General features: G+C 32.8%; 15 protein-coding genes. 10 read left to right on the top strand and 5 right to left on the bottom strand.

Annotation, left to right across the window (positions count from 1 at the left end):
* The first annotated feature begins 165 nt into the window (after positions 1–165).
* The 4 genes from H2650_RS07410 to H2650_RS07395 all read left to right on the top strand — a co-directional run bounded on the left by H2650_RS07410 (position 166) and on the right by H2650_RS07395 (position 6,427).
* The gene (locus tag H2650_RS07410; RefSeq protein WP_188050154.1) at positions 166–2,496 is read left to right on the top strand and encodes a type IA DNA topoisomerase; all 2,331 of its coding nucleotides are present in this window, start codon (positions 166–168) and stop codon (positions 2,494–2,496) included.
* 246 nt (positions 2,497–2,742) lie between these two features.
* The gene (locus tag H2650_RS07405; RefSeq protein ID WP_188050153.1) at positions 2,743–5,136 is read left to right on the top strand and encodes a TonB-dependent siderophore receptor; all 2,394 of its coding nucleotides are present in this window, start codon (positions 2,743–2,745) and stop codon (positions 5,134–5,136) included.
* Positions 5,137–5,260: 124 nt separating this feature from the next.
* Positions 5,261–5,809: a PepSY-associated TM helix domain-containing protein gene (locus H2650_RS07400; protein ID WP_188050152.1), complete on the top strand. Its 549-nt coding sequence runs from the start codon at positions 5,261–5,263 to the stop codon at positions 5,807–5,809.
* Between the two features lie 66 nt (positions 5,810–5,875).
* Positions 5,876–6,427 carry a hypothetical protein gene (locus H2650_RS07395; RefSeq protein ID WP_188050151.1) on the top strand — a complete coding sequence of 184 codons (552 nt, stop codon included), beginning with the start codon at positions 5,876–5,878 and terminating at the stop codon, positions 6,425–6,427.
* 89 nt (positions 6,428–6,516) lie between these two features.
* Here H2650_RS07395 and H2650_RS07390 read toward each other — a convergent pair whose 3' ends face one another.
* The gene (locus H2650_RS07390) at positions 6,517–9,150 is read right to left on the bottom strand and encodes a valine--tRNA ligase (protein ID WP_188050150.1); all 2,634 of its coding nucleotides are present in this window, start codon (positions 9,148–9,150) and stop codon (positions 6,517–6,519) included.
* A gap of 160 nt (positions 9,151–9,310) precedes the next feature.
* Here H2650_RS07390 and H2650_RS07385 point away from each other — a divergent pair, with 160 nt between their 5' ends.
* The gene (locus H2650_RS07385; RefSeq protein ID WP_188050149.1) at positions 9,311–9,697 is read left to right on the top strand and encodes a DUF1573 domain-containing protein; all 387 of its coding nucleotides are present in this window, start codon (positions 9,311–9,313) and stop codon (positions 9,695–9,697) included.
* Positions 9,698–9,753: 56 nt separating this feature from the next.
* Here H2650_RS07385 and H2650_RS07380 read toward each other — a convergent pair whose 3' ends face one another.
* Positions 9,754–11,082, bottom strand: a complete 1,329-nt coding sequence (locus H2650_RS07380; protein WP_188050148.1) for an aspartyl protease family protein — start codon at positions 11,080–11,082, stop codon at positions 9,754–9,756.
* Positions 11,083–11,209: 127 nt separating this feature from the next.
* Between H2650_RS07380 and H2650_RS07370 the strand changes: the two genes are divergently transcribed.
* The 5 genes from H2650_RS07370 to lgt all read left to right on the top strand — a co-directional run bounded on the left by H2650_RS07370 (position 11,210) and on the right by lgt (position 16,279).
* A complete protein-coding gene (locus H2650_RS07370) occupies positions 11,210–12,415 on the top strand; it encodes a pyridoxal phosphate-dependent aminotransferase (RefSeq protein WP_188050147.1) in 1,206 nt (401 codons plus the stop codon).
* A 267-nt stretch (positions 12,416–12,682) separates the two neighbouring features.
* Complete coding sequence (gene folE / locus H2650_RS07365; protein ID WP_188050146.1) at positions 12,683–13,354, top strand: GTP cyclohydrolase I FolE; 672 nt, start codon at positions 12,683–12,685, stop codon at positions 13,352–13,354.
* A gap of 125 nt (positions 13,355–13,479) precedes the next feature.
* On the top strand, positions 13,480–14,958 hold the full coding sequence (cysS, locus tag H2650_RS07360) for a cysteine--tRNA ligase (protein ID WP_188050145.1): 1,479 nt from the start codon (positions 13,480–13,482) through the stop codon (positions 14,956–14,958).
* A 51-nt stretch (positions 14,959–15,009) separates the two neighbouring features.
* Complete coding sequence (yidD, locus tag H2650_RS07355; RefSeq protein WP_188050144.1) at positions 15,010–15,258, top strand: membrane protein insertion efficiency factor YidD; 249 nt, start codon at positions 15,010–15,012, stop codon at positions 15,256–15,258.
* A 67-nt stretch (positions 15,259–15,325) separates the two neighbouring features.
* Positions 15,326–16,279 carry a prolipoprotein diacylglyceryl transferase gene (gene lgt / locus H2650_RS07350; protein WP_188050143.1) on the top strand — a complete coding sequence of 318 codons (954 nt, stop codon included), beginning with the start codon at positions 15,326–15,328 and terminating at the stop codon, positions 16,277–16,279.
* 470 nt (positions 16,280–16,749) lie between these two features.
* Here lgt and secDF read toward each other — a convergent pair whose 3' ends face one another.
* From secDF to gyrB, 3 genes are all read right to left on the bottom strand, one after another.
* The gene (gene secDF / locus H2650_RS07345) at positions 16,750–19,722 is read right to left on the bottom strand and encodes a protein translocase subunit SecDF (protein ID WP_188050142.1); all 2,973 of its coding nucleotides are present in this window, start codon (positions 19,720–19,722) and stop codon (positions 16,750–16,752) included.
* Positions 19,723–19,948: 226 nt separating this feature from the next.
* Positions 19,949–20,884 carry a malate dehydrogenase gene (gene mdh, locus H2650_RS07340; protein ID WP_188050141.1) on the bottom strand — a complete coding sequence of 312 codons (936 nt, stop codon included), beginning with the start codon at positions 20,882–20,884 and terminating at the stop codon, positions 19,949–19,951.
* 87 nt (positions 20,885–20,971) lie between these two features.
* Positions 20,972–22,915, bottom strand: coding sequence for a DNA topoisomerase (ATP-hydrolyzing) subunit B (gene gyrB, locus H2650_RS07335; RefSeq protein WP_188050140.1), 1,944 nt, complete (start codon positions 22,913–22,915; stop codon positions 20,972–20,974).
* Positions 22,916–22,952: the final 37 nt, after the last annotated feature.

Here is a 22,952-nt window from a genome sequence, read left to right as displayed (position 1 = left end):
GCGATGTGGCTAACAAAAGTAAACCCAGCAAATTATCAGAACTGATGTAGCAAATGTGATGAAGCGCGTTCCTAGCAATGATTAATTCGTGTATAACTCTCTAAAATTTCATTTCGATACCAAGTTCTAAATTCCTAATTTGCGGCTTCAAATAATTAGTATCAAATGAAGGTCTGTATTGCCGAAAAACCAAGTGTAGCAAGAGAAATAGCATCTGTATTAGGTGCCAATACCAAACACGATGGCTATTATGAAGGGAATGGTTATGCGGTGACATACACTTTTGGACATTTATGCACTTTAAAAGAACCCAACGATTATAAACCCCATTGGAAAAGTTGGGATTTGAATAATTTGCCCATGCTACCTGAAAAATTTGAGACCAAAGTGGTAGAAAACTCTGGAATTCAAAAGCAGTTTAAAATTATAAAATCTTTATTTGACAAGGCCACATTAGTTATCAACTGCGGTGATGCTGGACAAGAAGGAGAACTTATACAACGCTGGGTTATGAATGAAGCGCAGTACAAAGGCGAAGTGCAACGCTTGTGGATTTCGTCCTTGACAACCGAAGCCATTAAAGAAGGTTTTCAAAACTTAAAGCCATCTGCTTTATACGATAATTTATATTATGCTGGATTTTCTAGAGCCATTGGCGATTGGTTGCTGGGTATGAATGCGACGCGTTTGTACACCGTAAAACATGGTGGTTACAAACAAGTTTTATCTATTGGTCGAGTACAAACGCCAACATTAGCCATGGTAGTAGATCGGTTTAAGGAAATTGAAAATTTTAAACCACAACCCTACTGGGAATTACAAACTTTATATAGAGAAACACTTTTTAGTTATGAAGAAGGTCGTTTTACAAACAAAGAAGACGGGGAACTTTTAGCCAATAAAGTCAAGGAAAGTGATTTTGAAATTATTGCTGTCGATAAAAAGAACGGAAATGAGTTTGCTCCTAAGTTATTTGATTTAACTGGATTACAGGTCTATTGCAATACCAAATTTGGGTTTACAGCAGATGAAACTTTAAAAATTGTACAAACCTTATATGAACAAAAAGTAGTTACGTATCCTAGAGTAGACACCACTTTTTTACCAAGCGATATTTATCCGAAAGTGTCTGGTATTTTACAGAATTTAACTAATTATGGCGAATTGACACAACCATTATTAGGAAAAAAAATTAAAAAATCACCTAAGGTTTTTAATGACAAAAAAGTAACAGATCACCACGCAATTATTCCAACAGGAGTTCAAAATAAGTTGCAATACAATCAGCAACAGGTTTATGATATTATTACAAGACGTTTTATTGCCGTTTTTTATGATGATTGTTTGGTAGCCAATACCACCGTTTTGGGAAAAGCAGCCGATGTAACTTTTAAAACCACTGGAAAAGAGATCTTAAAAAAAGGATTTCGTGTTGTTTTTGATACTTCGACTCCGCTCAGTACTAACTCAAAGGAAAAAGAGGCTGATATACTTCCTAGTTTTATTGTGGGCGAAAAAGGCCCGCACCAACCTTCCTTTTTAGAAAAGGAAACAAAACCACCCAATCAGTTTACAGAAGCTACTTTACTTCGCGCCATGGAAACAGCCGGAAAACAAGTGGATGATGAAGATTTACGCGAATTGATGAAAGAAAACGGTATCGGACGTCCATCAACGCGAGCTAATATTATAGAAACTCTTTTTAGGAGACAATACATTATTCGTAATAAAAAACAAGTATTGCCAACACCTACTGGTATTCAATTGATTGATACGATTCAGAATGAATTAGTCAAATCGGCTGAACTTACGGGTTCTTGGGAAAAGCAATTAAAAGATATAGAGAAAGGAAACTATAGCGCTGGTTCTTTTATCAATAATATGAAACGCATGATTGAAGTCTTGGTCGATGAAGTGCGTAGTGAAAAGCGACATGCCAATATTTCTCACGCACAAACTCCTCAGAAAGAAGTCGTCAAAACAGAGAAAAAGAAAGCAGCGGGAATTTTGGCAGAAATTTGTCCGAAATGTAAAAACGGTTCTTTTATAAAAGGAAAATCAGCTTACGGTTGCAGCAACTATAAATCGGGATGTGCGTTTGTGCTACCTTATATATTTGCTGATAAAAAAATCTCCGAGAATCAATATTTAAGATTGATTCAAAAAGGCTCTACAGTAAATTTAAAAGACTTTAAAACTGAAACTGGAGTTGTTGAGGGTTTACTCCGTTTTGATGAAAACTTCCAAATTAAATTAGAACCTAAAAAAACAATTGCTTCTAGTCTAGCAGATCAATCTAAATCTGCTTCGGATGTATTAATTTGTCCAAAGTGTGCAAAAGGAAGTATTTTAAAAGGCAAAACTGCTTATGGCTGTAGCCAATATAAGTTGGGATGCGATTTTAAAGTAACTTTTGATGAAGTCAGGTCAAAACTAAAAGATCAAAAACCTACAAAAGAAATTGTTCATACAATCCTAAAAAATAGTGCTAAATAACTGACTCCAAGTAAGTTTTATGCTCCTATAAATTTTTATACTTCTCAGATTATTAGAGTGAATTGAAGTTAATAAAGACCTTTAATAATCTCTACAAATGTTAAATATTTAAAACAAAACACTGATTTTCATATAATTAACAATCAATAAGATTTATTATTGATATTTAATCTAAATAAGCTTTGTGGATTCAAAATGAGGTTTTATATTTGCATCGTTATTTTTAATTATTCCAAATAAAGAATCATGAGCAATCAAATTAAAGTCCTTTTCATCTTATTATTAACATCATTTTACATACAAGCACAAGAAACCGGAATTATCGAAGGAAGAATACTTTCTGCCGATGGATTTCCGCTAAAGGGAATTGCTATTAAATTAGGCAAAGAAGCAAAAACTACTGAAACTAATGATAATGGTGAGTTTAGTTTCAAAAATTTCCCAATAGGAAGCCATACCATTACATTAGATGGTATCGGAATGAAGAGACAATCTAAAGAGATTAAAGTTTTACCAAATCAAACTAATTTTGTGGAGTTTAAATTAATCGAAGAAATTACCGCTTTAAAAGAATTGGTAATTAGAATTAAACAAACCCCAAATAAGAAAAAAGAAACTGTTTTATCTGGTTTGAATATTAAACCAATTGATTTGCCACAGAGTCTTCAAATTATAGGACATCATGTTATTGAACAGCAACAGTCTGTACGATTGAGCGATGTAATCAAAAATATAAATGGTGTATATGTTGGTTCAGCACGTGGAGGCGCATCAGAAACCTTCTGGTCTAGAGGATATGATATGTCTTCGAACAATATGTTTAAAAATGGATTCCGTTTGAATAGCGGTTCGATGCCGGAAGTTTCTTCGCTTGAAAGAGTGGAAGTACTTAAAGGAAGTGCTGCCTTATTATTTGGTAACGTTGCTCCAGGTGGTATCGTAAATATGGTTACCAAAAAACCTTCATTTAAAAGTGGTGGTGAAATTAGCATGCAAATGGGAAGTAATTCTTTCTATAAGCCATCGATTGATATTTATGGTCCTTTAGACAAACATATTGCATACCGTTTTACCGGTTCTTACGAGAACTCTGAAAGTTTTAGAGACGTGGTGAAAAAAGAACGTTACTATATAAATCCATCTGTACTTTTTAAAGCGAGTGATAAAACAGAAATTGTATTACAAGGAGATTATTTACATGACAATTGGACTCCCGATTTTGGAACAGGTATTATTGGAAAAACCATTGTTGATATTCCAAGAAATACTTACTTAGGTGCTGATTGGTCTAATGGGCAAACTAGACAAGCGAGTGTTTCTGGATTAGTAAAACATGAGTTCAATGAAAATTGGAAATTGAATTTTAATAGTTCATTTCAAAACTTTGAAAGAAAATCAAAAGGAACAGAACGTGTTCAACCAGCAGCAAACGGTGATTGGAGTCGTCCATTAGGTCAAAATAAAAATTCAGAACAAATTATTGGAGAACAATTTAGCGTACAAGGTAATTTTCAAACTGGTAGCGTAAAGCATCAATTGTTTACTGGAATTGATTTTGAAAATTCTTTTTCTCAAGGATATACATACACTTTTACACCAAATACTTATGGTAGTGGAAATATATTTGACCTTGATAATTTCAATCAAGGCGGAGCAATACCAGAAGGGACAAATACTAAAATTGTAAAAACAGATACCAACCGTTTCGGAATTTATGCACAAGATTTAATTTCTCTTACTGAAAAATTTAAAGTACTTGCAGGAATTCGTTGGTCATGGCAAGAAGCGCAAGCAACTAGTCAAGATTTAACTAAAACTCCTATAGTAATAAAGGAAGATGCAAAACGTATTGATCAAGCCTTTACTCCAAAAATTGGTTTAGTATACCAACCTACTAAAGACATGTCGTTGTTTGCTAGTTATTCCAACTCGTTTACACCAAACTCAGGAACAACAGTAGATCTAAAAGTAATTAAACCATCTATAATTGACCAATATGAATTGGGAATTAAGAAAGATTTCTGGAGAGGTTTCTTGAGTACAAATTTTACTTTATACCAAATTGAGAACAGTAATTTAGCACAAACTGCTGAGTTTAAAGCAGACGGATCAAGCAATACTGATTCCTCTATAAAAGTATTAAGTGGTGCAACAAAAAGTAAAGGAGTTGAACTAGATATTACAGCAAGACCTACAGAGGGTTTAAGCATTATGGCAGGATACAGCTACAATGACATGCGTTATACTAAAACTTCAGGTCTTCAAGGAAGTGCTATTGAAGGTGATCGTTTGACAAGAACACCTGCAAATACAGCTAATTTAAGTTTCTTTTACACATTGCCTTCCGGAATATTAAAAGGATTATCAATTGGTTCTTCTGCAAATTATATCGGGAAACGTGTTGGCGGATGGAACAACCAATATAAATCAAGCGAACCAAATGGTATATTTGATAGAGAAATTCCTTTAGATGGTTACACAACAATCGATATTTCTGCTGGTTACCAATGGGGGAAATTTTCAATCTTATGCAAATTATCTAATATTACAGATGAGTTAAATTATACGGTGCATGAAAACTACAGTGTAAATCCAATTGCTCCTCGTCAAGTAATGACTTCATTAAAATATAAATTTTAAGAAAACTTAAAATAGAATTATAAAAAACTTTTTTCTGTAAGGTCACAAATTGATCTTGCAGAAAAAAGTTTTTATTTTTTATATTAGAATAAGTTATTTTCGCAAATAGAAATCGAACACAAAAATGAAAAAGAAAAACTTCCGTAATTTACATAGAGATTTAGGCTATTTTTATATTGGTCTTATAATTTCCTTTGCCTTTTCTGGACTGATGATGAATCATAGAGATTCTTGGCATCCTGAAAAATACACAACGAAAACTAAAATGATTCAGGTGCAACTTCCAGAGGAGAACCAAATCAATGAAAAATTTGCTGAAGCGTTGGGTGTAAAATTAGGAATCGATGATAAACTCCGAAAACACAGCATTAAAAAAGGGAGTTTGAAAATTTCGTTTGAAAATCATGATCTCGAAATTGACCTAAAAACAGGAAAAGGGGAAATGGTTACTTTTATAAAAACACCAATCATCAGTCAAGCGATGAAATTGCATAAGAGCACTTCTAATTTTTGGATATATTATTCTGATATTTTTGCGTTGAGTTTAATCGCTATAGCATTAACTGGAACCATAATGGTTAAAGGCGGAAAATTCAGCTTTAAAGAACGGGGTTGGAAACTAGCTTTAGCTGGAGTTTTATTTCCCTTACTATTCTTATTTTTATTATCTTAGTAGAAACAAGTACTGCTAAAATAATTTGCCAAATTACAAATAGAAAACAATTATCTACATTGAAATATGAAGCTCTCTCTAAAAAATTTACTTTGGCTTTTTGTGTTATTATTATCTACTTCTTGTATTTCTAAAAAAAACAGCAAACTTAGAACGAACAACCAATTCAATGAGAAATATAAAGAAAGCGTAAAATCTTTCACAGGAACATTAGACGCCACCCAATACAAAGAAATTAGAGCTTTATTTGAAAAGGAATTAAACACTACTTTGCCCCAAGATAAAAACATATTAATAAATTACAGTCAGAAAGCAGAAAATTGTATTTCACCAGAAATAAATAAAAGAAAAAAATCAATTCAAATTGACAATAAAATAAAAATTTCCCAATCAATCAGTGCCCAAAACAATACTATTGATTTCTTCGTTTATACGGAAGATAACTTTGATAAAGAGAAAGTAAATTTTATTTTAGACTCAGGATTTTTCTATAATAAAGTATTTACGCTTCACGAAAATTGTGCTGCTTTCTTTATTCTCAAATCTAATGGAGATTTCATGAAATTTTATGGTGAAGATTATTACAGTCAAGTTATCTACTTTTTAAAGAAAAAGTAATTTTTTACTATACCTTTCAAATAAAAATAAAAAATCCCAATTCTGAATAATCAGAATTGGGATTTTTTAATATCTAAAATGTCCAAAATCTATTTTAATCCAGCTAAACTTTGCTCGATCGTTTCAATTTTAGCAAGTGCATCCGCTTCTTTTTGTCTTTCGTTTGCCAAAACTTTTTCTGGTGCACCAGCTACAAATTTCTCATTTGCCAGTTTATTTTGAACTGATTTCAAGAAACCTTGCGTGTAAACCAACTCTGCAGTTAGTTTTGCTATTTCAGCCTCTACATCTATACTTCCGGTAATTGGAATAAAATATTCATTTGATTTTACTCGGAACGATAAAGCGCCATCCACTTTGTCTGAGACATATTCTAATGTAGTAATATTGCCTAATTTGGTTACAACCGAATCAAAATAAGTCGAAGTTTTATCATTATTAATCGCTTTCAATTCAATTGCATCTTTGAAAGGAATATTCTTGTCTTTACGGATTGTTCTAATACCTGAAATTACTTCAATTGCATTTTCGAAATCTGTAATTAGATTGGCGTTAAATGGTTTCATTTCTGGCCAAGTAGAAACGATTAAAGCTTCCTCGGTCGTTCTTTCAGCTAAGATTTGCCAAATTTCTTCTGTCAAGAAAGGCATAAATGGATGCAATAACTTCAAGTTGTTTTCCAACATTTCAATCGCTTTCGCAAAAGTTACGCTGTCAATTGGTTGCTGGTAAGCTGGTTTTATCATTTCTAGGAACCAAGAACAGAAATCATCCCAAACCAATTTATAAATTGCCATTAAAGCGTCAGAAATTCTATATTTCTCAAAATTATCTTCAATTTCTAAAAGTGTTTGTTGCAATTTGGCTTCATACCATTCTATTGCTACTTTAGAAGATTCCGGTTGTGGAATTGCATCTGAAACTTCCCAACCTTTAATTAATTTGAATGCATTCCAAATTTTATTGGTAAACGCTTTTCCTTGGTTACACAACTCTTCATCAAACATAATATCGTTTCCAGCAGAAGCGCTCAAAAGCAACCCTACACGAACGCCATCGGCACCAAATTTCTCAATTAAATCTAATGGATCTGGTGAATTCCCCAATGATTTAGACATTTTACGCCTTTGTTTGTCCCGAACTAAACCTGTTAAATATACATTTGTAAACGGTTTTTTATCGGTATATTCATACCCTGCAATGATCATACGCGCCACCCAGAAAAACAAAATATCTGGACCAGTTACTAAATCATTCGTAGGATAATAGTATTTAAAATCTTCGCTTTCTGGATCCATAATTCCTCCAAAAACAGACATTGGCCATAACCAAGAAGAGAACCAAGTGTCTAAAGCATCTACGTCTTGTGTAAGATCAGAAATTTGAAGTTCTTGGTTAGCCGTTTTTTCTTTGGCTAAAGCCAAAGCTTCTTCAACAGATTCAGCCACTACAAAATCTTCTTTTCCGTCGCCGTAGAAATAAGCAGGAATTTGTTGTCCCCACCACAATTGGCGAGAAATATTCCAATCGCGAATATTATTCAACCAATGCGCATAGGTATTATTAAAACGCGCTGGATGTAATTTAATATCGCCATCTACTAAAACAGATTGTATCGCTGGTTTTACTAAATCCTCCATTTTCAAGAACCATTGGTCTGACAAACGAGGTTCGATCACCGCTTTTGTTCTTTCAGAAGTTCCTACTTTATTCAAGTGAATTTCCATTTTTGCCAAAGCACCAATTGTTTCCAATTCTTTTGAAACTTCTTCACGAACTACAAAACGGTCTTTTCCTTGGTAATGCAAACCAAAACTATTTAGTGTAGCATCTTCATTAAAGATGTCTACTATTTCCAAATTGTGTTTTTCACCCAAAGCCTTGTCATTCATATCGTGAGCAGGCGTTACTTTTAGGCAACCTGTTCCAAATTCGATATCTACATACTCGTCTTCGATAATAGGAATAATTCTTCCGCAAATCGGAACGATGGCTTTTTTTCCTTTCAAATGAGCAAAACGCTCGTCATTAGGATTGATACAAATCGCAGTATCTCCAAAAATGGTTTCTGGACGTGTTGTAGCAATCGTTAGAAAGTCTTCACTTCCTTCAATTTTATATTTTAGGAAATACAATTTCCCTTGTTGTTCTTCATAAATAACTTCTTCGTCAGACAAAGTCGTTTTCGCTTCTGGATCCCAGTTTACCATTCTGTAGCCGCGATAAATTAATCCTTTGTTGTATAAATCCACAAAAGATTTTATAACAGATGCTGACATATCTGGATCCATTGTAAACTTGGTTCTCTCCCAATCGCATGAAGCACCTAGCTTTTTAAGTTGATCTAGGATAACACCACCGTATTTATCGGTCCATTCCCAGGCGTGCGCCAAAAACTCTTCGCGAGTTAAATCATTTTTATTGATTCCTTCTGCTTTTAATTTGGCTACCACTTTTGCCTCAGTAGCAATTGATGCGTGATCCGTTCCAGGAACCCAACAGGCGTTGAATCCTTTAAGACGTGCTCTTCTAATCAATACATCCTGAATGGTATTGTTCAACATGTGACCCATGTGCAAGACTCCAGTCACGTTTGGTGGAGGAATTACAATGGTATAAGGTGTTCTATGATCTGGCTCCGAATGAAAATAATTGTTTTTCATCCAGTAGTCATACCATTTATTTTCTATATTTTTAGCGTCAAATTGTGCAGGGATAGTCATATAAAGCAACTGTTAAAACCAAAATTATACTTTGGTCTGATATTTGTAATTTAGATAGGGAACAAAAGTAAATAATTATGTACACTATAAAAAGATAAATAAAAATTTGTGCATTAATTAAAAGAAACTATTTTTACTAAATGATTCAAAACAAATAAAAATGAAAAAAACAATAATTTTATTCGCATTAGCATTAATAAGTAGTATTGGTTTTGCTCAAAATGGACCTAAAATCGTATTCTCTGCGCCAGACAACACAATTGATTATGGCCGAGTTACCAAGTCCGAAAATGGCACACGTGATTTCATTTTTACAAACACAGGCAACGCTCCATTAATCATCACCAATGTACTTTCTACGTGTGGATGTACGGTTCCAACAAAACCAGATGAGCCAATAATGCCCGGTAAAACAGGAAAAATTACAGTAAAATACAATATGGCTCCCGGACCTATTAGAAAAACAATAACTGTTGAATCTAATGCCGTAAATTATGATGAAGGAAGAGTGGCTATAAAAATAAAAGGAGAAGTAATTTCTAATTAATTTTTAAAATTTATCCAACCAAAAATGCTTCTGAAAATTTTCAGAAGCATTTTTTTTTATAAAACATCTTCTAATTGGAATCTGAATTTCAATATTTTATCTTCTCTTTCAATTTCTAAATTGATCCATTTATCGGTTTCCGATCTAAAAATGGCATTTATATGTTCTAAGGTCAGTTTATAAACTGTGTCGTGATTAATCTTAATAATTACATCTCCTTTTAGAAGTCCTGCTTTTGCCGCCGAAGAATTCTTACGAACATGTGCAATTTCATAAACAGGTTTCAATTGAAATTTATATTTGAAATCAGATTTTGTTGTATAAACCTCAGATTCATTAAACTTTGATGCTAATGGAATGGTTTCCATTGGTACTGTTTCTTGAACCCATTGCAATCCGTTGTGTTGCACTTCAATTCCACTTTTATTATAACTGAAAGTGCTAGAAAAATTGCCATTCTTTTTTAAAAATAGCTTTTGATTTTTATAATCAAAAACGACATTAAATCTCTTCATCACTTCACCGCCTACAGAACCCATTCTATCTGTAACCATAGTAACGTTTTTGATTGAAATAGAATCAGGAAAAGCAGCAATAAGGTTTTTAAATTCAAACTCTGCCAAATTAAATTTTTCAATTTTACCTCGCTTACCTTCAATATCACCACTAAATCCTTTCCCTAAGAAATCGTCAAAATTTTTCTGAGGAATAGCAATATTTTTTGAAGAATCTTCAAACAACCAGACGGCATCACTATTACCAATATCAATTAATAATTTGACTTCACTCTCTTGAGCATTCAACGTAATTTTACTTTTTAAGTATGGTTTTGATTTCTCTATGGTAATTGGAATTGTGGTAAACTTTTTCTGAATCTTATTTTGATTTTTCTGAATGTCCCTGTAAACAATTATGTGTTTTTTTCGATAATTGATTTCGACTAAATTATTCCTAAAAAAAGGATTTCCAATTATACCGTTTACCGGAATCCCTATGTGAGAAGATAAATTGAACTCAGGATCTAAAACTATATATAGCAAATGACTACTCATTTTTAAGCCACCACATTCTAAAACATTGTTTTGCGATTTTAATCCTTCAACAGCCGTTTGATTTCCAAGTCCACGCAAAATCACTTTCTCTACGTTTATAAACCGAAAATCTTTTTTTTCTTCTAAACTAAAAAGTATAGTTTCAGAAACTCCCGTGTCTAGCAAAAAATTGAGTTCAGTCCCATTTACTTTGATAGGCACAAAAATTAAATTATTTATTATTTTAAAAGGTATTTTTACTCTATTAACTCCCTCTTCAAACAAAAAACCTTGTTGCCCGTAGATCGGAACAATTAATAAAGAAATTAGAACTAAAAAAAGCACTTTAAGCATTGTGATTCATTTAGATAAAAATAGGAAATTAATTGATTCAAAAATGTAGATTTAACAATATATACACTTTTTATTTGCAATAAATTCCGAAAAAAAATCGCAAATTTGCAATTCAATAATCAAGACTATGCCAAAAATATCTAACAAAGGCAAATTAATGCCAGAATCGCCAATACGTAAATTAGTTCCGTATTCAGAAATAGCTAAGAAAAAAGGGAATAAAGTATATCATCTAAACATTGGACAACCGGATATCAAAACTCCTGAAGTTGCCATGGCAGCTGTCAAGAACATAGATTTAACGATTCTTGAATACAGTCATTCTGCTGGTAATGAAAGTTACAGAAAGAAATTAGCTGCTTATTACACCAATCAAGGTATTCCTGTAAATACAGAAGATATTATTGTTACAACAGGTGGATCAGAAGCATTAATGTTTGCAATGGGAAGCACAATGGATCAAGGGGATGAAATTATTATTCCTGAACCATTTTATGCTAATTATAATGGTTTTTCTACTGCGTCAGGAATTAATGTAATCCCTGTAATCTCAACAATTGATACTGGATTTGCATTACCAGCAGTTGCAGATTTTGAAAAACTGATTACACCTAAAACTAAAGCTATTCTTATTTGTAATCCTGGAAATCCAACCGGATATTTATATTCTAAAGAAGAAATTATGCAATTGGCAGCATTAGTCAAAAAGCATGATTTATTTTTAATTTCTGACGAAGTTTATCGTGAGTTTACTTACGATGGTGATATTCATTATTCAGTGATGAATGTTCCAGGACTTGAAGAACATGCAATTATGATTGATTCTGTATCAAAAAGATACAGCATGTGTGGCGCTAGAATAGGATGTATTGTTTCTAAAAATAAGGAGTTAATGGCTACGGTAATGAAATTTGCACAAGCAAGATTAAGTCCACCTACAATTGAGCAAATTGCAAGTGAAGCAGCTTTAGAAACACCACAAGCTTATTTTGACGAAGTAATTTCAGAATACAGAGAACGTAGAGATACTTTGATTGAAGAATTAAATAAAATCGAAGGTGTTATAGTAAGCAAACCAAAAGGTGCTTTTTATTGTATCGCACAATTGCCAATTGACAATGCAGATGCTTTTGCACAATGGCTTTTAGAAAGCTATGATTTGAATGGCGAAACTGTAATGGTAGCTCCAGCTGCAGGCTTTTACTCTACTCCTGGAATGGGATTAAATCAAGTTCGAATTGCTTATGTTTTAAAGAAAGACGATTTAATTAGTGCCGTAAGAATATTAAAAGCAGCGATTCCTGTTTATAATGCATTACAAACTAAAGCATAATAGATTAAAAATCTCAATTCCTATTAATTAGAAAGGAGAATAAATTATTACAAAGGCAATAATCGCAAGGTTATTGCCTTTATTTTTAATTCAAAAATAAAACTAGTACAAGAATATTTTTGTTTGATTTGTTGTTTATTTCATTCTGCATTTTAATAAAACAAAAATGGGTTTGCCATTAAATAATTCAACCTATAGAAATTCTTTAATTTTTATTATTTACCTTTACGCTTTAAATAAATTTACCCAATATAATAGTTCCTTTTAATGATAAATAAAGAAGAATTTCAAGACGAAATAGGAGATAATCACATTAGTTTATCCGCAAAAAACCCAGTGAGAGATGATGCTTTTGCCATTTCAGATGATGAGAAAATTGAAAAAATAAAAAAAGACGTTGAGAGTATTCTGCTTACACTAGGAATGGACTTGACAGACGATAGTTTAAAAGGTACGCCCAATCGTGTTGCCAAGATGTTTGTAAAAGAAATTTTTGGAGGTTTGAATCCGGAAAGAAAACCAAAAGCATCTACTTTTGACAACAACTACAAATACGGCGAAATGCTTGTAGAGAAAAATATCATTGTATATTCTACTTGCGAGCACCATTTATTACCTATAATAGGAAGAGCACATGTGGCTTACATTTCTAATGGAAGTGTAATTGGTTTATCAAAAATGAACCGAATTGTAGAATATTACTCTAAAAGACCTCAGGTTCAAGAGCGTTTGACGATGCAAATTGTACAAGAGTTACAACAAGCATTAGGAACTGAAGATGTTGCTTGTGTGATTGATGCCAAACACCTTTGCGTAAACTCAAGAGGAATAAGCGATATCGAAAGTAGTACTGTAACATCAGAATTTGGTGGAAAATTTAAAGACAGCGTGACTCGCAGAGAGTTTTTAGATTATATTAAACTAGAGACTAAGTTCTAAATTACTTTATTCGTCATTAAACAATAAACCCTAGCCCTGATTGTAGTGGAAATCCTTTTTATTTTTTCTTAAAAATCAAAAGATTGTAACGCAAAGCAGGAATTAGCTCCTAAAAAACAAACTAAATGCCTTTATACGAAACGCAAACACTCAAAATATACAATTCTCTTTCGGGAGAAAAAGAAGTATTTAAACCAATTCATGAAGGAAATGTGGGAATGTATGTTTGTGGACCTACCGTTTACAGCAATGTTCACCTAGGAAACGTACGAACTTTTATGTCTTTTGATGTGATCTTTAGGTATTTATTACACTTGGACTATAAAACTCGTTATGTGCGTAACATTACTGATGTTGGTCATATTGTAGATGATGTGGATGAAGGTGAGGATAAAATTGCTAAAAAAGCACGTTTAGAGCAACTAGAACCCATGGAAGTTGTGCAGCGTTATACGGTAGATTTTCATGATATCTTAAATGCTTTTAACTTTTTACCACCAAGTATTGAGCCAACAGCAACTGGACACATAATTGAACAAATTGAAATTATCAAAAAAATTATTGATAATGGAATTGGATATGAAGCGAACGGATCGGTATATTTTGATGTGGTAAAATTCAACAAAACCAATCATTACGGACGCTTAAGTGGTCGTAATATTGAGGATATGTTGGCAAACACCCGCGATCTTGATGGTCAAAGTGACAAGAGAAATCCACAGGATTTTGCACTTTGGAAAGAAGCAGAACCACAACACATCATGCGTTGGCCTTCACCTTGGAGCGATGGTTTTCCGGGTTGGCATTTGGAATGTACTGCTATGAGTACAAAATATTTAGGCAATCATTTTGACATTCATGGTGGCGGAATGGATTTGAAATTCCCTCATCATGAATGTGAAATTGCTCAAAATGAAGCTTGTACTGGGCAAACTCCGGTAAATTATTGGATGCATGCCAATATGCTTACCTTAAATGGTAAAAAAATGGCTAAATCTACTGGTAACAATATTTTACCAAGGGAAATATTGACTGGAGATAACACTATTTTAAGCAAAGCTTTTTCAGCTTCGGTAGCACGATTTTTTATGTTGCAAGCTCATTATAGAAGCATTTTGGATTTCTCTGACGATGCAATTGTTGCTGCAGAAAAAGGATACAAACGTTTGATGGAAGCAATTAGTTTGCTAAAAGAAATAAACGCAAATACAAAAAGCACTATTGATATTGCAGCATGGAAACAGTCTTGTTATGATGCCATGAATGACGATTTTAACTCGCCAATCTTAATTGCACAATTATTTGAAGGTGTCAAATATATCAACTTATTAAACGATGGCAAAGAAAGTTTAAATCTAGCCGATTTAGAGCTATTTTCTAAAGCAATGAATGCGTTTGTATTTGATGTATTAGGACTGGAAGATGAAAAAGTTTCCGATAGCAATAACGACAAATTAGAAGGAACAGTAAATATGCTAATCGAAATGAGAAAACAAGCAAGAGACAATAAGAATTTTGCTTTGTCTGATCAAATTAGAGATCAATTGATAGCGTTAGGAATTAAATTGAAAGATGGTAAAGAAGGAACTACTTTTAGTGTTTAAAACTTCTTTTATAAGATTAAATCTAAAATACTAAAGGCAATTATCTGATATATGATTTCAAAAATTCTTATTTTTCCTTTTGTATTGTTAGTTCGGTTTTACCAAACAGCTATTTCTCCTTTTACTCCGGCTTCTTGTAGATTTGAACCTACTTGCTCCAGTTATATGATACAAGCGTTACAAAAACATGGTTTGTTATATGGTGGATTTCTAGGCTTAAAAAGGATTGTAAGTTGCAATCCATGGGGAAGAACCGGTTACGATCCCGTTCCAGAAAAGAAGTGCAAGCACGAACATTAACCTTTTATTGGTACGAACTTTTCTTTTATTTTTTATTTTTACACCAGATTAAAAAAAACAACCTTACATGACACATGCTTTGAATATCGTTTGGAATCCTTCAGAAGGAATAGATTTAGGCTTTTTTATGATTCGTTATTACAGTTTAATGTTTGTAATTGCTTTTGGATTAGGCTGGTACATCATGAAAAACATCTTTGAACGTGAAGGTGAATCGATAGAAAAACTAGATTCGTTATTTATCTGGACCGTTTTAGCAACTTTAATAGGAGCTCGATTAGGTCACGTTTTCTTTTACGACTGGGAATATTATCGCAATCATTTATTAGAAATTCTTTTACCGATTAGAGAAAATCCAAATGAATCTTTATTTAATATCATTCAAGGTTGGGAATTTACTGGATTTCAAGGACTAGCAAGTCATGGCGCAGCTATTTCGATCATAATTGCAATGTATTTTTACAGTAAAAACGTTCTAAAAAAACCACAATTATGGATTTTAGATCGAGTTGTTTTAGCAGTTGCTAGTGGAGCAATTTTTGTGCGTTTAGGTAATTTTTTTAATTCAGAAATTATAGGTCACGTTACCAAATCACCTTTTGGAATAAAGTTCATTAGAGATCATTTTAGTCCCATGGATGCAGTCAATGCTACGCAAATACCCAATCCAACTGCGGCTTATGCTGCAATAGCAAATGATCCTAAGTTTTCTGCTTTGCTTGATCAAGTTCCTGCAAAACATCCAACTCAACTTTATGAAGGTTTTTGTTATATCTTCGTTTTTGCCATATTATTTTTCTTGTATTGGAAAACAGAAAAAAGAAAATATACAGGATATATTTTTGGAATGTTTTTAGTATTGTTGTTTACCGTTCGCGTCATAGTTGAATCCGTAAAAGAAAGTCAAGGCGGTTTTGAGAGTGCTTTGGGCTTACTATCAACTGGCCAATGGTTAAGTATACCTTTTATACTTGTAGGACTGTATTTTATCTTTACAGCACAGAAGGAAGTAACTAATTAAACATATATTCACAATATAAAAAAGCGTTATCTGGAAACAGATAGCGCTTTTTTTATGATTGAAATATTTGTGATCAACATTAAACTTTAGCATCAATTTAGTTTACTTATACTCACATAAATCTTAACGTTCTTAATTGTGATTTACAACAATTAAATAATAGAATACTGATAGTAATATCTAGTCAAAAAAAAATTTCGTGATACTGAACAGCATTAAATAGACACAATTGTAGCATAGCAAAACAGTAAACATTATGCAACGCACATCTTCGTAAAGAATCCTATAATTATTCATCAATCTATTTTTAACTAACAATACCTCTTAAAAGAAAAGTATTCTATTTAAGATCAGCATTATTATTTCGTTAAGAGAAACATTAAAATGAATAATTTGTATCTATTTAAGCCAAAAAAAAAGAGATTCAACTTTCGTTGAATCTCTTTTTTAAAATCTATGTAAAAAACTAATTAAGCTTCTTTATGTGTAATTTCAACCTTTTCTTTATCTTCTTTCGAGATCGTATCAACAAGGATTGGCGTTGCAATAAATAATGAAGAATAAGTTCCTACTATAATACCTATCAACATAGCGAATATAAATCCTCTAATTGATTCTCCTCCAAAAACAAACATGATTAATAATACAACAATCATAGTTAACGATGTATTGATTGTTCTTGACATTGTTGTATTAATAGATTGATTAACTATTTCAGCAAATGTACCTTTAGTTTTACCAGCTAAATATTCACGAACCCTATCAAATACAATAACAGTATCATTCATAGAATATCCAATTACCGTAAGAATCGCAGCGATGAAATGTTGGTCAATCTCCATACCAAAAGGCATAAATTTGTAGCATAACGAATAGATTCCAAGTACAAAGATAACATCATGCGCAACAGCAGCAATAGCACCTAAACTATATTGCCATTTTCTATAACTAATCATTAAGTATAAAAATACAATTGCCATTGCTCCAAGAACAGCCCAATAAGCATTTGTTTTGATATCTTCTGCAACAGTAGGACCAACTTTAGAAGCTTGTAAAATACCTACTTTTTTACCATCATAAGCGTTAACGAATTTATCATAAGTTAAACCAGCAGAATAATGTTGTTTTAGATTTTCAAACAACAATTTATTTACCTCTTCGTCAGCTTGAATACCTGGCTCTTGAACTTTATATTTTGTTGTAATTTTTAATTGATTATCACTACCAAAAACTTTTACTTCGGCACTACCATCAAAAACTTTTTCTAGTTCTGCTTTTACAGTTTCTGTTTCAATTGGTTTCTCAAAACGGATTTGGAATGTTCTTCCTCCTACAAAGTCTGTTCCTTCATCAAGACCATTAATTGCTAATGAAGTAAAACTGATGATAACAATACAGATTGAGATTAAGTACGTCCATTTTTTCATTCCTAAGAAGTTGAAATGGAAGTTTGTGAAAATATTTTTTGAGAATTTAGTAACAAATGTCAAATCATTCTTTCTGTTAATATTCCAATCAATAAAGATACGTGCAATAAAAATAGAAGTAAATAACGATGTTATAATACCAATTAATAATGTAGTAGCAAAACCTTTGATTGGTCCTGAACCAAAAATAAATAAAACAGCTCCAGTTAAAATGTGTGTAACATTCGCATCAGTAATAGATGACATTGCACCTCTCCAGCTGTAAGATGTCTTAATCGCTTCCTCGAGTGTTCTACCAGCTCTTAATTCTTCTTTTGCTCTTTCATAGATGATAATATTCGCATCTACTGCAGTACCCATTGTCAATACAATACCAGCAATACCAGGCAAAGTTAATACAGCTCCAATACTTGCAAGAATACCAAATAAGAAAAGTAAGTTAACCGCTAATGCAATATTTGCAAACCAACCTGCTTTACCATAATAAATCATCATCCAAAGTGATACAATAAACAAACCTAAAATAGCTGAGTTTGTACCATTATCAATTGCCTCTTGTCCTAGGGATGGCCCTACCACTTCTGACTGAACAATATCAGCAGCAGCTGGTAATTTACCTGCTCTTAAAACATTCGCTAAATCTTTAGTTTGTGTAACATCAAAAGCTCCAGAGATTTCAGATCTTCCACCTGATATAGGTCCGCTAGAAACTCCAGGTGCAGAATAAACTACATCATCAAGTACAATAGCAATATTACTTTTTTGAGTATAAGCTCTTCCTGTTAATTCTTCCCAAGATTTAGCACCTTGACCGTCCATTTGCATAGAAACAGCTGGTTTACCTAATTGATCAAAAGTATCTTTAGCATCTGTAACAACACCACCACTCATTGCAGGAATATTATCTCTATTTCCTCTTAAAGCGTATAATTCTACAGCATCTACTGCTTTTCCTTTTTCATCTTTAATCGTAGATGTTATACCCCAAACAAATTTAGCATAACGTTGATCTCCAGCTAATAAAATTCTAATATCAGCTCTTTTAAAGTAACCATTGATAACAGCAGTATCTTTTGGTGAGAAAAGACCTAAAACAGGACCACCACCTTGAGCGATAATTTTGTCTAGTAAAGGATTATTTCCTTTTTTAGCAACTGCTGTGTCTTTTGCATCAGCCAATAAAGCGCTTAATGAATCCTTAACAACAGGTTTTACTTCAGTAGTTTTGATTTCAGTTTTTTTCAATGACTCATTAGCAGCCATTATAAAATTACCAATTTCTTCTATTTTATACGTTTCCCAAAACTCTAATTGAGCAGTACTTTGTAATAATTTTTTAATTCTGTCTACATCTTTTGCTCCAGGCAATTCAACCAAAATTTGTCCTGAATTTCCTAATTTTTGGATATTAGGTTGTGTAACACCAAATTTATCAATACGTTTTCTTAAAACTCCAAAAGCGCTTTCTACAGACTCGTCTACTTTTCTAGAAATAATTTTCTTTACTTGTGCATCTGTCATTTGAAAATCTACTCCACCTTCACCTTGTAAACTTCTGTTTGCAAAAATATCCGGAGAGGCTAGTTTTACAGTTCCATTTGAATTGGCATCAAAAGCATCAAAGAATGCATCTAAATAGGTTTGGTTCCCTTTTTTATTTGCAGTTGCATCAGCTAAAGACTTATTGAAAACTGGGTTTTTAGAATTATTTGATAATCCTTTTAAAATATCTTTAACTGATATTTGAAGAATAACGTTAATTCCTCCTTCTAAGTCAAGACCTTTATTGATTTGTTTGTCACTAACTTCATTGAAAGTGAAATTGGTAAAACCAAGATTAAATACTTTCTCCTTACCAATAGAGTCTAAATATTTAACTTCTTTCTCAGAATCACCATTAGCAAAAGATTTTGCATCGTTTTTTACTTTACTTGCCACAAAAGTGAAAGAAAGTTGGTAAATACTTACCAATGCAAATAGAATTGCGAAAAATTTAATAAGTCCTTTATTCTGCATTATTACTAAAAATTAATTATTTTTTATTTATTTATTTTTGCTTTAAACCCTATATAGCAACAACTTAGATCACTTTCTTAAATTAAAAAACTATCTAAAATGTTGCTTCATTTTTTTTAAACCGAGCAAATATATAATTAACGACAAGATTAACCAATTTATTTATTAATTAATCTCAAGAAAAAAGACTGCAAAGTTGCAGTCTTGTATTTCTTTTATGTAATTTTTATACCAAAATCGATTTTAAAGCGTCATTCATTTGTCTAACAGCATCTGCACTTTTAGCAAATAAAGTTTTCTCAGCATCATTAAGTTCAATAGAAAGAATTTCTTCTACACCATTTTTACCAATAATACAAGGTACTCCGATACAAATATCATTTTGACCATATTCTCCTTCTACAAAAACAGAACAAGCGATCATTTTCTTTTGATCATTTAATATACTATCTACTAAAAAAGCAACTGATGCTCCAGGGGCATACCAAGCAGATGTTCCTAAAAGACCAGTAAGAGTTGCTCCACCAACCATTGTATCGGCTGCCACTTTTTGTAATTGTTCTCCAGAAAGAAATTGCGAGACTGGAATTCCATTATACGAAGCCAAACGTGTTAAAGGAATCATAGTTGTATCACCATGACCACCAATAACCATTGCTGAAATATCATTTGCTGGTTTATCTAAAGCCAAAGATAAATAAGTTCTAAAACGAGAACTATCTAAAGCACCACCCATACCTATAATTCTATTTTTTGGCAATCCTGTAGATTTTAGCGCCAAGTATGTCATTGTATCCATAGGATTAGAAACAACTACAATAATAGTATCTGGAGAATGCTTTAGTACATTTTCTGCTACCGTTTTTACTATTCCTGCATTGATTCCTATTAATTCCTCACGAGTCATTCCTGGTTTTCTAGGAATTCCAGAAGTAATTACCACTACATCACTCCCTGCTGTTTTAGAATAATCATTTGTAACTCCAGTTACTTTGGTATTAAAACCTGTATTTGTAGCACACTGCATAATATCAAGCGCTTTACCCTCAGCAAAACCTTCTTTTATATCTAACAATACTACTTCGCTAGCAATTCCTCTATAAGAAATCACATCTGCACATGTCGCCCCTACATTTCCTGCTCCTACAATGGTAACTTTCATTTTTTAAGTTTTTTGGTTGTTTGTTACTCTAGTTAATATTATATAAAACCTACTTTATTCTAAAATAAAGTAGGTCTATCTCATTTGCTATGCGTCGATTTTTGCGTAAACTGCATTTTTTTCAATAAAATCTCTTCTTGGCGGTACCTCATCTCCCATCAACATTGAAAAAACTCTATCTGCTTCTGCCAAACTATCAATAGTTACTTGACGCAATGTTCTAAAATTAGGGTCCATTGTAGTTTCCCACAATTGCTCTGCATTCATTTCTCCAAGACCTTTATAACGTTGAATTCCTGCGCTTCCGCCCATTCTTTCATTCGCTTGATCACGTTGAACATCATTCCAAGCGTATTCTTTTTTATTTCCTTTTTTAACTAAGTACAAAGGAGGTGCTGCAATGTATATGTGTCCTTGCTCTATTAACTCTTTCATAAATCTAAAGAAGAATGTCAAAATCAAAGTAGAGATGTGACTTCCATCGACATCGGCATCACACATAATAATTACTTTGTGGTAACGTAATTTTGAAATATTCAAAGCTTTACTATCTTCTTCAGTACCAACAGTCACACCAAGTGCGGTAAATATATTACGAATCTCTTCATTTTCAAATACCTTATGATGCATTGCTTTTTCGACGTTCAAAATCTTACCACGCAGTGGTAAAATAGCTTGAAAAGCACGATCACGACCTTGCTTTGCTGTTCCTCCTGCCGAATCTCCCTCGACAAGATATACTTCACATTTTGCTGGATCTTGTTCAGAACAATCAGATAATTTTCCTGGTAATCCACCTCCACCCATTACGGTTTTACGTTGTACCATTTCACGTGCTTTTTTAGCAGCGTGTCTTGCTTGAGCCGCAAGAATAACTTTTTGAACGATGATACGAGCATCATTTGGATTTTCCTCCAAATAGTTTTCAATCATTTCCGAAACTGCTTGTGAAACCGGAGAAACTACTTCTCTGTTTCCAAGTTTTGTTTTAGTTTGTCCCTCAAATTGTGGCTCTTGAACTTTTACCGAAATAATTGCAGTTAATCCTTCACGGAAATCATCTCCTGAAATATCAAACTTCAACTTATCTAACATTCCAGAGGCATCTGCATATTTCTTTAAAGATCTTGTAAGACCTGTTCTAAAACCTTGCAAGTGCGTTCCTCCTTCGTGCGTATTGATATTATTTACATAAGAAAAAATATTCTCTGTATAGCTGGTGTTGTAAATCAGTGCAACCTCAACAGGAATCTCTCCTTTTTCATGATCCATAGAAATCACATGCGCAATTATTGGCTCACGATTTCCATCTAAATAACGAATATATTCTTTAAGACCTTCGTCAGAATGAAAAACTTCTGAAACAAAATTACCGTCTTTATCTTTTTCTCTTTTATCTGTAAAAGTAATTGTAATCCCTTTGTTCAGGAAAGATAATTCACGCATACGAGCAGACAAAGTATCATAAGAATACTCTATTGTCTGTGTAAATATACTTGGATCTGGATAAAAAGTTACAACAGTTCCTCTTTTCGTGGCATCACCAATTTGTTTTACTGGATATAATGCTTTTCCTTTTTCATATTCTTGCTCGTAAACTTTTCCGTCAGCACTATGAACTGTAGCGCGCAAGTGTTTTGACAAAGCATTTACTACAGAAACCCCAACACCGTGAAGTCCTCCAGAAACTTTATACGAATCTTTATCAAATTTTCCACCAGCACCAATTTTAGTCATTACAACCTCCAATGCTGATACACCTTCTTTTTTATGAATTCCAACTGGGATACCACGACCATTATCTTCTACGCTAATAGATCCATCTTCATTTATATCAACAATGATTGTATCACAATGACCACCCATTGCTTCATCGATAGAGTTATCTACTACTTCATAAACTAAATGGTGCAGACCTCGAACACCTACATCTCCAATATACATCGATGGACGCATTCTAACATGCTCCATTCCTTCTAATGCTTGAATACTATCTGCTGAATAACTGTCCTTCTTAATTTCTTCGCTCATATTTTTCCTTCTAAAAAAATGTAATTTTTGTCTAACA

The organism is Flavobacterium sp. GP15 (assembly GCF_014281985.1).
Lineage (GTDB): Bacteria > Bacteroidota > Bacteroidia > Flavobacteriales > Flavobacteriaceae > Flavobacterium > Flavobacterium pygoscelis.
This window is presented reverse-complemented; position numbering and strand designations above follow the sequence as displayed.